Below are 12914 nucleotides of genomic sequence, written 5' to 3' on the forward strand. Positions count from 1 at the left end.
TGGAAGTGTAGACGAAGAATGACATTTCAGTGACTGAAAATTGGTAACGGATTGTACTTATCGGCGACTGTTCCGCGGCACTGACCGTTACCGGTTTTCAACCCCCTTGACCTTCTGCCATATGGCATCCAACGCTTCAAGGGACTCCTCATCCAGATCACGCCCTTCACTTTCCAGCACCGATTCGATCGCCCGAAAACGCGCGTCGAATTTGCGGTTCGTTCGGTTCAGGGCCTGCTCAGGATTCACCTTCATGAATCGTGCCAGATTCACGCATACGAACAGCAGATCACCCAGTTCATCCTCGACCGCATCCTGGCCACCACTACCGTTCTGCGCGGCCTGCCATGCGTCTTTCAGTTCATCGATTTCCTCATGAAGCTTGTCGAAAACCGGGCCAATCTCAGGCCAGTCAAAGCCATGGCGCGAAGCCCGGCGCTGCAATTTTTCGGCACGGGCCATGGCCGGCAGGGTTCGGGCAATGCCATCCAGGCGGCTGACCGACGACTCAACAACAGGTTTCTCGGCCCGCTCCTCCGCCTTGATACGCTCCCAGCTTTCCTTGATCCATGCCTCACCGGGCCGGTTATCCGGATCAATACGGCTGTCCAGGGTGCCTTCTGGGAAGACATGGGGATGCCGGCGAATCAGTTTGCGGACCAGGTGATCAACAATGCTGTCGAAATCGAAATGCCCTTCCTCACGCCCCATCTGAGCGTAGAAGATCACCTGGAAAAGCAGATCCCCCAACTCATCCTTCAGATGCGGATAATCCGCCTGCTCAATGGCATCGGCCACTTCGTAGGCTTCCTCAATGGTGTGGGGTACGATGCTGTCGAACGTTTGCCGGATGTCCCAGGGGCAACCGATTTTCGGGTCTCGGAGCCGGGCCATCAGGGTTTTCAGGTCATCAATGGAATAGCTCATCCGCGCTTTCGCCTTACGTCGATGATGTTCGGCAGGTTGCGAATCTGGGCCAGCAACCGCGCCAACTGTTCCAGGCTGGAGATTTCCACCGTCACCCTCATGGTGGCGATATTCTCATCTTTGTTGGTCAGGGTGTTCAGGGCCAGAACATCACTGCGGGACGACGACAACACGTGGGTGATGTCCCGCAGCAGTCCGGAACGATCATAGGCCTCGATCTCGATGTCCACAGGGTACACAGAGGCCGGCTTGCCACCCCAATTCACCTCGATAATCCGGTTGGGCTCGAACTCTCTGAGGCTGAGGAAGGTCAGACAGTCCTGCCGGTGCACAGTGACACCCCGACCGACGGTGATGTATCCACCAATAGGATCCCCCGGCAACGGCTTGCAGCACTTGGCAACCTGGGTCTTGAGCTTGCCCACGCCAAGAATCTGGATGTCTGACTCGGTGTCATAATCTTTCTTACGGGCAGCAGTCAGCTTCAGGTCCAACTGCTCGGACTTCGGCTCCAGCATCTGCTGCGCCACGTTTGCCACGTGGGCAGGCCGCAAATCACCGGCACCTATGGCAGCGAACATATCGTCCGGGGAATGGTAATTGACCTTTTTGGCCAGATCTCCCAGGTCAACGTCGTAGAGCGACAAGCGCTTGAACTCGTCTTCCAGGATGGCATGGCCATCAGTGATATTCCGGTCGCGATTCTGCTGTTTGAACCAGTGGGTAACCTTGGCCCGGGCCCGGGATGTCTGGATATAGCCCAGGCTTGGGTTCAGCCAGTCACGGCTCGGCGCAGGGTTGTTGGAAGTCAGGATAAACACCTGATCGCCGGTTTTCAGTGGATAGGTCAGAGGGACGATTCGGCTGTTCACCCGGGCACCCCGGCAGGCATGACCGATTTCGGTGTGCACCCGATATGCGAAATCCACGGGTGTGGCGCCCTGGGGAAGGTCGACCACGTGGCCTTCCGGGGTGAACACATACACCCGGTCAGACGCGACATCCGATTTCAGGTGGTCGGCCAGCCCGGACAGGTCACCCAGTTCTTCCTGCCACTCAAGTACCTGTCGCAGCCAGTTGATCTTGGCATCGTAGCCGGTGGACTTGTTGTTCTTGTCGGTACCCTTGTACAACCAATGGGCACAGACGCCCAGTTCGGCTTCCTCATGCATGGCATGGGTGCGGATTTGCACTTCCATCACCTTGCCTTCGGGGCCGATCACCGCCGTATGGAGCGACTGGTAGCCATTTTCCTTGGGGTTGGCGATGTAGTCATCAAACTCGTTGGGAATATGCCGCCACAGGGTGTGGACAATGCCGAGCGCGCCATAACAGTCCCGGACCTCCGGCACCAGGATACGCACCGCGCGAACATCATAGACCTGGGAAAAGTCGATACCCTTGCGGCGCATTTTGCGCCAGATGCTGTAGATATGCTTGGCCCGGCCAGAGAGTTCACCCTTGATGCCGGAGGCCTGAAGTTCGGTTTGCAGGGTCTCGATTACCCGCCGGATATAGCCCTCCCGGTCCAGCCGTTTCTCATCCAGCAGTTTGGCAATCTTTTTGTAGGCTGAGCTGTGCAGGTACCGGAAAGAAAGGTCTTCCAGTTCCCACTTGATGTGACCGATACCCAACCGGTGCGCCAGGGGCGCGTAGATATCGAAAACTTCCCTGGCCACCCGCATGCGCTTTTCTTCCGGCGCATCCTTGACCGCCCGAATCGCACAGGTCCGTTCAGCCAGTTTGATCAGCGCCACCCGGACGTCGTCGATCATGGTCACCAGCATTTTCCGGACATTGTCGAGCTGGCCTTCACTCTGCCCCAGCACGTTGCCTTTGAGCGGGTGATGCACAGACGAAATGGCCGCCATCTGCTGCACACCGTTAATCAGCCCGGCGACCTCATCACCGAACTCCTTGCGAATTTCCTCAAGGGGTACCCGCTCTTCACGAACGGCCCGGTATAGCACAGCAGCCACCAGACTGGCCTGATCCAGGTGTAGCTCCGCCAGCACCTGCGCCATTTCCAGGCCGGTGCGGAAACTGCTGGAGCCCGGCGTCCAGAGTCGATCTTCCCTGAAGGCCTGCACGGCAATCCTGGCCGCCTTTTCACAGGCCTGCCGGAGCTGCTCCGGATTATCCAGGTGCGTCTGTTCAGCGATGTGGCGAACGCAACGATCAATATCGATTTCGCCGTCACCGGTGACCGAATAATCTTCCCGAACTTTTACCATAGCAGAGGCATACCCACTGATTTTCCGGTTACCCGGGTCGCGATCCCGGCGACCCGGCATCTGACTGTCGAGGGATCAGTCAGAGTCATTCACGCTCAAAAAGAGCAATGGATTCTACATGGGTGGTGTGGGGGAACATATCCATCACACCGGCGCGCACCAGGCGGTAGCCATTGCGCACCATGACGCCGGCATCTCTTGCCAGAGTGGCCGGATTACAAGAAACATAGACGATCCTGCTGGCCCCGAACGCGGTGAGGTACTTGCAGATGTCCTCCGCGCCGGAACGGGGCGGATCAATCAGGATCTTGTCAAAACCCTCCTTCGCCCAGCTCTGGCCGGTGAAATCGCCGTGCAGATCAGCACCAAAAAACTCAACATTCTCCAGGCCATTAAGCCGGGCATTCTCGCGGCCCCGGACCACCATGGCATCATCGCCTTCGACGCCAACCACCTGGCCACCTTTGCGAGCCAACGGCAGGGTAAAGTTACCCAGGCCACAGAACAGATCCAATACCCGCTCACCGGGCTGAACATCCAGCCACTCCACTGCGCGATGAACCATATTCCGATTGATACCGGCATTGACCTGAGTGAAGTCCATCGGATGGTACTTCATGGTCAGATCAAACTCATCCAGGCTGTAGCTCAGGCGCTCACTGTCGCGACCAGCCGACTCCGGCCAGATCCGGTGGACTGTGTCCGGCCCCTTGGGCTGCAGATAGATATGCAAATCATGGGCCTGCCCGAAGGCGATCAGCTTTTCCCGGTCTTCGGGAATCAGTTCGTCCATGTTGCGGAACACCATGGCGGCAACGTCATCACCACAGGCCACTTCCACCTGGGCAATCCGATCGAAAGCCGCCATGCCGTGAAGCAGTTCCCGAAGAGGCTGGATACGGTCGCCAATGCGCGGGTCCAGTACCACACAGCGGTCGATATCGGTCAGAAAGCTGTTGCGCTTTTCCCGGAAGCCTACCAGCACCGATTCCCGGGCTTTCACATAACGAACACCCAGGCGGGCCTTGCGTCGGTAGCCCAGGGTATCCGGTGAGCGCATGGGTTCAACCCACTCCTGGGGTTCAATGCCTCCAAAATGGGCAAAATGCTCCCTCAGCGTATCTTCCTTGAACCGGATCTGAGCATCAGCGCTCATGTGCTGAAGGCTGCAGCCACCACAAAGGTCGGCAAACTCACAGGGCGTTTGCTGGCGATCCGGAGCCGCTTCCAGAACCTCCAGGGTACGAAGCTCATCGAACTTGCTGCGGGTGCTGACCATCTTCGCCATCACCGTTTCACCTGGCAGGGCTCCATCCACAAACTGGACTTTGCCCTCTGCCCGGGCAATCCCCCGGCCGTCATGGCCAAGGGTCTCAATCTTACAACGCACCGGTTCCTGGGGCAGAACCTTGCGGCGACGCTTACTCATAGGGGTTATTCTCTCTTGTGTGGCCGGCTTGGTTGACCGGTTCAGGCGCCGGGAAAAACACCGGTAGACAGGTATCGGTCTCCGCGGTCACAAATAATGGCCACGATCACCGCGTTTTCAACCTCGCGGGACAATTTCAGGGCGGCCGCGATCGAGCCACCGGACGACACACCGCAGAAAATACCCTCTTTGGCCGCCAGTGCCCTCATGGTGTCTTCTGCTTCCTTTTGGCCGATATCCAGCACCTGGTCGACCCGGGCAGCGTCATAGATTGATGGCAGATAGGCCTCAGGCCAACGGCGAATGCCGGGAATTGAGGCACCATCCTCGGGCTGCAAACCAATGATCTGAATGTCCGGATTGCGCTCTTTCAGGTAACGGGATACCCCCATAATCGTGCCGGTGGTACCCATGGAACTGACAAAGTGAGTCACCGTACCCTGGGTCTGCTCCCAGATCTCCGGGCCAGTGGTGCGGTAATGGGCCAGCGGGTTATCCGGATTACTGAACTGGTCCAGCACCTTGCCCTTGCCTTCCGCCTCCATTCGCGCGGCCAGATCCCGCGCGCCTTCCATACCCTCTTCTTTGCTGACGGTGACGATCTCCGCACCGTAGGCCCGCATGGAAGCACGACGCTCCTCACTCATGTGAGCCGGCATGATCAGAACCATCCGGTAACCTTTGATTGCCGCAGCCATCGCCAGGGCAATACCGGTGTTTCCTGACGTGGCTTCAATCAGGGTATCGCCTGGCTTGATTTCACCACGGCGTTCGGCTTCCTGAATCATGCTGATGGCAGGCCGGTCCTTTACCGACCCGGCCGGGTTATTGCCCTCCAGCTTCGCCAGAATGACATTGGAGGTTTCCCCCGGCAGACGCTGCAAACGAACCAGAGGGGTATGCCCTACATAATCTTCAATGGTCGGGAAAATCATAACGAGACCCTGTGATACACTTTTGGGGCAGAATCATACTCGTTATGGCCGCATTGTCCCAATACAGGTTGTCGCTATATCCATGACCCGCGGCTATAACTGTTTGTTCCCGGAACCTTTACCACAGTTTTCGGGAATCAGATCAACTATGCTCATAACACAGGGAAGTGCCGGTTCCGGGAAAGTTCGGCCGGCCAGGCTCAGGAAACTAGCAGGAACATATCTATGCGGCGCTGGGGCATTCGCAAAAAAGTATTGGTGGTAACACTGGTTCCCACTTTGTTGACCACTTTATTGCTGGGGCTTTTTTTCACCTACAGCTGGGTTAACAACATCGAAAACCTGCTCAGGGATCGCGGTGAATCCCTGTCTCGCCAGCTGGCTGCCGGTTCCGAGTATGGCCTTTTCACCGCCAATCGCAGCCTGCTGAGCAGCCTGTCCAACGCGCTGCTGGAAGAGCAGGACGTTCGCTCGATCACTTTCTTCTCGCCAGACGGCCGGCGCTTGCTCCATACGGGCCCCGGGGGGGCAGATGCCATCGACGAATCCTCCCTGAGGCCAGACCTTGCGGTAAAGATTACCCGGGACAGCAGCACCCGGTTTGTCACCCCGGTTTATCTTCAGGACCTGATGATCGAAACCATGCTCGACCCGGATGTCAGGCAGTCGGCAAACCGGCTCCAGGAGCCGCTTGGCTGGGTTGCGGTGGAGATGTCCCACATCCGCACAGAAAAGGAAACCTACAAGGCGCTACTGATTTCGCTGCTGCTGGTGATTGGCGGGGTACTGCTCAGCATGGCCATAGCCCTGCGCCTGAGCCGGGCCTTTACCGATCCGGTGTTCCAGCTCAATGAAGCCGTAGCCCGGCTCAAGGAAGGCAAGCTGGGCACTCGTGTTTACACCAGTGCTGGCCCGGAGTTCGAACAACTGGAATCCGGCCTGAATGACATGGCCTCAGAGCTCAGCAAGGCCCAGGCCGAGATGCAGCAGAACATTGATCAGGCCACAGAAGACCTCCGGGAGACCCTGGAAACTATTGAAATCCAGAACATCGAACTGGACTTCGCACGAAAGGAAGCTCTGGAAGCAAGCCGGATCAAGTCCGAGTTCCTGGCCAACATGTCCCATGAAATACGCACACCCCTTAATGGCATCATCGGCTTTACCGAATTGCTGCTGAAAAGCCCGCTGCCCCGTCAGCAACGGGACCACCTGAACACCATCCGGAAATCGTCCGAGATTCTGCTGACGATCATTAACGACATCCTGGATTTCTCCAAAATTGAGGCCGGCAAGCTGATTCTCGACCGGGTGCCATTCCAGCTCAGGGATATCGTCGAAGAAGTGATGGTTATGCTGGCGCCAGCGGCGCATGCCAAGAACCTGGACCTGGTGCCGCTGGTCTACAACGATGTGCCGGATAACATCATGGGTGACCCGTTACGGGTGAAGCAGGTCATCACCAACCTGGTCAATAACGCCATCAAATTCACCCAGACCGGTGAAGTAGTGCTGCGCGCCAGCCTGGAAGATGAAACACCCGACAGTAATCGAGTAACCCTGCGCCTGAGCATCACCGACTCCGGCGTGGGCCTGTCCAGGGCCCAGCAGCAATCGCTGTTTAATGCCTTCAGCCAGGCTGACGCCTCAACCGCCCGGCAGTATGGCGGCACCGGGCTGGGGCTGGCCATTTCGAAACGGCTTGTGGAGGAAATGGGTGGCAAGATTGGCCTGGAAAGCGAACTCGGCAAAGGCTCTACCTTCTGGTTTACCCTCACGCCGGAGCTGTCTGCCGCCGCCGACACCAGCGCGCCGAAAGACGCCCTGCGCGGCGAGCGGATCATCTACCTCGAACAGCAGAAAACCACCGGGCTCGCGGTCGAACACCTGTTACGGGACTGGGGCGTGGCGGTACAACGGGTGTCCTCGCCAGCCGCCCTGGTGGAACACGTGGAGGAAGCCCAGCGTAAGCAGGAAGGCTACGCGGCTGCCATTATCGGTATCACCCGCCACCTGCTGAACTCCAGCCAGTACTGCAACATGGTCCGGTCGCTGGAAGTGGAGCGGGACTGCCGGACTCTGCTGCTGACCCCCACACTGGAAACCCACGACACGCCGCTCTCCGGCCTGTCCAGCGGCCACCTCACCAAACCGGTGTGTCGGGATGCGTTCTACGATGAGCTGCTGTTGCTGATCCATGGCATCCAGGCAAGTAGTCGGGGCGCGGGAGAGTCTTCCCTGCCACTCAGAAGCAACGGCCCCGCACGGATTCCTCGGGTGCTGGCGGTGGATGACAACGACGCCAACCTGAAACTGGTGATGACGCTGTTGCAGGATTGTCGGCTGGAGGCAGAGGGCGCCTCCAGCGGCTTCGAGGCGCTGACCAAGGCCCGGCAGAAGCCTTTTGATCTGGTATTTATGGACCTGCAAATGCCGGGCATGGATGGCGTGGAAACCACGGCGCGCATCCGGGATCTGGACACCGGCTCCCACCACACCCCGATCATCGCCCTGACCGCCCATGCCCTGGCCGATGAACAGGAAAGACTGACCCAGCAAGGCTTCGACGGTTACATGCCAAAACCGATCAGCAGCACCCAGCTGGTTCAGTTGATTCGAGAATACACGGGTTATGACTGCAAGAGCAGCAACGACAGTTTCAAAATCTCAGAAGTCCGGGATACCCGCCGCACCCTGCGGCCATCAAACCGTCGCATGCAACAGGATTGCGTGAGCGTTGAAGAAAGCATTCAACTGGCCGCCGGCAAGGCCGACCTGGCGGAAGAACTGTTCAGCATGTTGCTGGAGCAGCTGCACATAGACATCGAACGCGTAACCGAGCTGTGGAACAACCAAGAGACCGACGAGCTGCTCGAGTGCGTGCACAAGCTGCACGGGGCAACCCGTTATTGCGGCGTACCAGAGCTGAGAACCGCCGCCAACCGTTTTGAGACCGCCCTTAAATGCCAGGCGCCGGATATGGAGCTACAGAAGGACCAGTTACTGGGCGCCATGGACCGCCTGCAAATCTGGAGTGAACAGACCGACTGGCAGCAACTGTTCAGGGAACAGCAGCGCCAGCCGGAGACCACCTGAGGCCGGATCAGCTCCGGGCGCGATCAAGAATGCCTCGCATCTCCCTGACGGCCTCCTTCAGACCGGTAAATACTGCCCTGGCAACAATGGCGTGACCGATGTTCAATTCATTAATACCCGGAATCGCTGCCACCCGCTCTGTGTTGTGGTAGTGCAGGCCATGGCCGGCGTTCACAATCAGGCCTTTCTTGCGGGCATAGGCCACGGCATCGGCCAGCTGTTTGAAGGATCTTTCACGAACCGCCGGGTTTTGGGCTTCGGCGTACTCACCGGTGTGCAACTCGACAACCGGCGCACCACAGCGCACAGCGGCGTCTATCTGCACGGGGTCCGGGTCAATGAACAGTGACACTTCGGCACCGATCTTTGCCAGCCGGTCGCAGGCCCTGGCCACACGTTCTTCCTGGCCGTCGACATCCAGGCCACCCTCGGTGGTCAGCTCTTCACGTTTCTCCGGCACCAGGCAGACACACTCTGGCCGGACCTGTTCGGCAAAGGCTAGCATGGCATCGGTTACCGCCATTTCCAGGTTCATCTTGGTCTGCAGGACTTCCCGCAGAAGCAGTACATCACGATCCTGGATGTGCCGGCGGTCTTCCCGAGGATGGATGGTAATACCATCGGCGCCCGCTTCCTCGGCCACCAGTGCCGCCTGGACAGGGTCCGGATAGCGGGTGCCTCGGGCCTGGCGTAAGGTGGCCACGTGGTCAATATTCACTCCGAGCAACACTCTGGAATTCATGGGGTTCTCCCTGATGATGAAACGGAATGGCTGAACAGGTTGCGGCTGTGCAACGGTTTACCCTGCAGCAGATAGTCCACCAGAACACGCATGATCCGCTTGGCGGTCCTGCGCGGCAACTCACCGGTAAAGTCGCCTTCGGCCAGGGCCAGCAGAGCCTCGCCCGGAATCTGCTGCAATCGAACCCCGGTGGCAGCGGCAGACACAATACCCTGCACCGGATCATAACCGTAGTAACCACCGGCCTCCACTGGCAAGCCGGTATCGGTGGCTTCATTCCAGGCAAAATCGTACCCGAGGGCACCGGCAAACGCCCGCTCAAAGTGCCGTAGTACCGGTTCGACATCCGCTTTCGCGGACAGTGCTGTAAGGGCTTGCAGGCTTTCTATATAGCTGGCAAAGAGAGTGGGATGAGGGTCTGCCGCTGGCAGTATGCGCTGCAGCAATTCGTTGATGTACAGGCCACTGTACAAGGCACGGGGTTGGGTGAGCAGCGGTGCTGAACGGACTTCAAGCTGCAACAGAGTTTTCAGGTCACTCTTGCCTGTCCAGTCAACCAGCAGCGGCTGGAAGGGCTGTAACTGGGCCTTGAGTGGGCTTTTGGCACTGTTGGCCCCGCGCGCCACCAGGCTCATACGACCATGGTTCAGGGTAAACAGATCCACCAGCAAGGCGGTTTCCCGCCAGGGGCGCCGGTGAATCACATAAGCGGGCTCCTGCTGCACCGCTCCCTTCATAGCGACCTCAGAAATCGCTCATGCCAAGGCTTTTCAATGCCCGGTCGCTGTCTGCCCAGCCGCGTTTTACCTTGACCCACAACCGCAGCATGACCTTGGAGCCAAACATGCGTTCCATATCCACCCGGGCTTCCTGACCAATGCGGCGCAAGCGCTCGCCTTTGTCACCGATAATGATTTTCTTCTGGCCTTCCCGCTCCACCAGAATCAGGGCCGAGATATGCAGAGTTTTCCCCTCGTGCTTGAACTCTTCAATCTCTACGGCCACCGAATAAGGCAATTCAGCACCGAGTTGGCGGGTAATTTTCTCCCGCACCATCTCCGACGCCATAAAGCGCTCGCTGCGATCCGTAATCTGATCGTCCGGGTAGAAGTGCACACTCTGCGGCAGGAAACGTCCCACAGCTTCCTCCAGTGGCTGGAGGTTGGTTTCTTTCAACGCAGACAACGGGATAATTTCGGCGAATTCCCGTTTTTTGGACAGTGCCTCAAGGTGCGGCAACAGTTTGTACCGGTTCTCAACCTTGTCCACCTTGTTGACTGCAAGGATAACCGGGCATTTCAACCGTGACAATTTCTCCAGCACCAGGTCATCGGCAGTGGTCCAAGCCAGCTGGTCCACCACAAACACCACCACGTCCACATCAATCAGGGCCGACGACGCCGCCTTATTCATATACCGGTTCAGCGCTCGTGGCTCGTCTTCATGCATGCCCGGGGTATCCACATAGATGGCCTGAACCGGCCCATCGGTCTTGATACCCAGCACCTGATGCCGGGTAGTCTGCGGCTTGCGGGAGGTAATGCTCAGTTTCTGGCCCAGGATATGGTTAAGAAGCGTGGATTTGCCCACGTTCGGGCGGCCTACGATCGCCACAAAGCCGCAACGGCTATCCGGATCTTCTGGGCGGGTAATATCATTCATCAGGAGTTCTCCACGCCCAATTGCTTGAGGGCATTACGGGCAGCCTGCTGCTCTGCTATGCGGCGACTGCTACCGGTGCCACTGGTCTTTCGGTCCAGTGAGGGCAAGGCACAGATGACGTGAAACGTCTGCTCGTGGGCCTCACCATCAACGGATATCACTTCATAACGAGGCAGCGGAAACTGCCGGGATTGCAGGTATTCCTGCAACCGGGTTTTTGGGTCTTTCTGGGTGTCCTGGATATCAAGATTGGCCAGGCGATGCTCGAACCAGCGCAGAACCTTCTCACGGCAGGTATGAAAATCGCTGTCCAGGTAGATGGCACCAATAATGGACTCAACCGCATCAGCCAGAATTGACTCGCGCCGATAACCACCACTTTTGAGTTCACCGGAGCCCAGCCGGAGATACTGCCCCAACTGGAACTCCCGGCCAATCTCGGCCAGTGTCACGCCTTTGACCATGCGCGCCCGGAGTCGGCTCAACTGGCCTTCCCGGGCTTTCTCGAAGTGCAGATACAAATGCTCCGCAATCACCATATTAACGATGGAATCCCCGAGGAACTCCAGGCGCTCATTATTCTGGTTCCCGTAACTTCTGTGGGTCAGGGCCAGCAGCAACCTCTCGGGCTGCTTGAAGGTGTATCCGATACGACGCTGTAACTGATCCAGATCTGGTTGTGAACTCACTGTCCCTTTAACTCATACTCGTGCTGGAAATGGACGATGGTGTCCACGTTTCCGAATAGATGGTTGCGAACCTCATAGTCCACCTTGATCACTACGAACTCGCCATTCTTCTCAACGCTGATCTGCTTGGCGTCAAAACCACTGATGTTATTGACGCTCAAGCGCCGGTTAATCAGGTTGCGCACCTCCGCCGGCCCCATGCGTGACAGGCCCTCGGTGCCATCAAGACCTTCCAGTGCCTCCTGAATGGTGAAATCGTCCAGATAGGCGGGGCCGATTTTCAGACCCAGGGCCAGCAGGCTGCCAAAAAACAGCGCGACAATCAGCATGGTCAGAGCGCTGCCGCCCTGCTGCTGCAATCCGACGGGATTATTCTTTTTCATCATATTTCTCTCCGGCACAGCGGGGTTAGTCAATGCTACCCACTCGATCAAAAGATGGCAGACTTGTCAGCGATTTCCAGTGCATCCAGATGGCGAAGGCCTTTCCGACCACCAACTCATCGGGCACGGTGCCCCAGAAACGACTATCGTTGCTGTTGTCCCGGTTATCCCCCATCACAAAGTAGTGGCCGTCAGGCACCAGCCATTCTCCTTCCCCGTTGGCGGCAACCCGGCCGAGGGTCAGGTAGACGTCGTGTTCCACTCCGCCCACCTCCTCCCGCCAACGCTCCATCGGCGGAAGCCGGGCAACAAACTCCCGGGCTACTGGCTCATCATTGATAAACAGCTGCTTATCACGATAGCGCACCCGGTCACCCGGCAGACCAATTACCCGCTTGATGTAATTGGTGGCGCCATCTTCCGGATAGCGGAATACCATGACATCACCCCGTTCGGGATCACCCACAGACACCACTTTGGTGCCGGCCACTGGCAGCCGAAGCCCATAGGCATACTTGTTTACCAGGATAAAGTCTCCAACCTCGAGTGTCGGCAACATCGAACCGGAGGGGATCTGAAAGGGCTCCACCAGAAAGGAACGAAGTATTAGCACAACAGCCAGTACCGGGAAGAAGGATCGGCTCAGATCCACGAGCCAGGGTTCACTGGTCTCGCCAGCATCACCGGAGGCGGCCCCGCCAACCTCAGCCACGGCTGCCTGGCGCCGTTTGCTTAAAATTACTTTATCCGCCAGCCAGATCACTCCGGTCGCGAAGGTCAGAACCACCAGTACCAGCGGAAAATCAATATCCATCCG

General features: G+C 57.9%; 11 protein-coding genes. 1 reads left to right on the top strand and 10 read right to left on the bottom strand.

Annotation, left to right across the window (positions count from 1 at the left end):
- Nucleotides 1-87: 87 nt before the first annotated feature.
- The 4 genes from mazG to cysM form a co-directional block, all read right to left on the bottom strand.
- Nucleotides 88-927 carry a nucleoside triphosphate pyrophosphohydrolase gene (mazG, locus tag ABIE59_RS03325; protein WP_354444233.1) on the bottom strand — a complete coding sequence of 280 codons (840 nt, stop codon included), beginning with the start codon at nucleotides 925-927 and terminating at the stop codon, nucleotides 88-90.
- Nucleotides 924-3161, bottom strand: a complete 2238-nt coding sequence (gene relA / locus ABIE59_RS03330; RefSeq protein ID WP_354444571.1) for a GTP diphosphokinase — start codon at nucleotides 3159-3161, stop codon at nucleotides 924-926. Before relA ends, mazG begins: the two co-directional genes overlap by 4 nt.
- A gap of 85 nt (nucleotides 3162-3246) precedes the next feature.
- Complete coding sequence (gene rlmD, locus ABIE59_RS03335) at nucleotides 3247-4590, bottom strand: 23S rRNA (uracil(1939)-C(5))-methyltransferase RlmD (RefSeq protein WP_354444235.1); 1344 nt, start codon at nucleotides 4588-4590, stop codon at nucleotides 3247-3249.
- A 41-nt stretch (nucleotides 4591-4631) separates the two neighbouring features.
- Entirely contained in the window at nucleotides 4632-5525 is an 894-nt protein-coding gene (gene cysM / locus ABIE59_RS03340; RefSeq protein ID WP_354444237.1) for a cysteine synthase CysM, read from the bottom strand.
- Nucleotides 5526-5750: 225 nt separating this feature from the next.
- On the opposite strand from cysM, the gene ABIE59_RS03345 reads away from it, so the two are divergent.
- Complete coding sequence (locus tag ABIE59_RS03345) at nucleotides 5751-8621, top strand: ATP-binding protein (protein ID WP_354444239.1); 2871 nt, start codon at nucleotides 5751-5753, stop codon at nucleotides 8619-8621.
- A 7-nt stretch (nucleotides 8622-8628) separates the two neighbouring features.
- Here ABIE59_RS03345 and pdxJ read toward each other — a convergent pair whose 3' ends face one another.
- From pdxJ to lepB, 6 genes are read right to left on the bottom strand one after another with little or no spacing between them, the layout of a single operon-like run.
- Entirely contained in the window at nucleotides 8629-9363 is a 735-nt protein-coding gene (gene pdxJ / locus ABIE59_RS03350; RefSeq protein WP_354444241.1) for a pyridoxine 5'-phosphate synthase, read from the bottom strand.
- Nucleotides 9360-10100: a DNA repair protein RecO gene (gene recO / locus ABIE59_RS03355; RefSeq protein ID WP_354444243.1), complete on the bottom strand. Its 741-nt coding sequence runs from the start codon at nucleotides 10098-10100 to the stop codon at nucleotides 9360-9362. Before recO ends, pdxJ begins: the two co-directional genes overlap by 4 nt.
- Before the next feature lie 7 nt (nucleotides 10101-10107).
- Nucleotides 10108-11025 (bottom strand): GTPase Era, encoded by a 918-nt coding sequence (gene era / locus ABIE59_RS03360; protein ID WP_354444245.1) that lies wholly within the window; start codon nucleotides 11023-11025, stop codon nucleotides 10108-10110.
- Nucleotides 11025-11714 (bottom strand): ribonuclease III, encoded by a 690-nt coding sequence (gene rnc, locus ABIE59_RS03365; RefSeq protein WP_354444247.1) that lies wholly within the window; start codon nucleotides 11712-11714, stop codon nucleotides 11025-11027. The genes era and rnc overlap by 1 nt, the downstream gene beginning before the upstream one ends.
- Complete coding sequence (locus ABIE59_RS03370) at nucleotides 11711-12097, bottom strand: DUF4845 domain-containing protein (RefSeq protein WP_354444573.1); 387 nt, start codon at nucleotides 12095-12097, stop codon at nucleotides 11711-11713. Before ABIE59_RS03370 ends, rnc begins: the two co-directional genes overlap by 4 nt.
- A gap of 25 nt (nucleotides 12098-12122) precedes the next feature.
- The gene (gene lepB, locus ABIE59_RS03375; RefSeq protein WP_354444249.1) at nucleotides 12123-12911 is read right to left on the bottom strand and encodes a signal peptidase I; all 789 of its coding nucleotides are present in this window, start codon (nucleotides 12909-12911) and stop codon (nucleotides 12123-12125) included.
- Nucleotides 12912-12914: the final 3 nt, after the last annotated feature.

This window comes from Marinobacter sp. MBR-99 (genome assembly GCF_040547575.1).
Taxonomy (GTDB): domain Bacteria; phylum Pseudomonadota; class Gammaproteobacteria; order Pseudomonadales; family Oleiphilaceae; genus Marinobacter.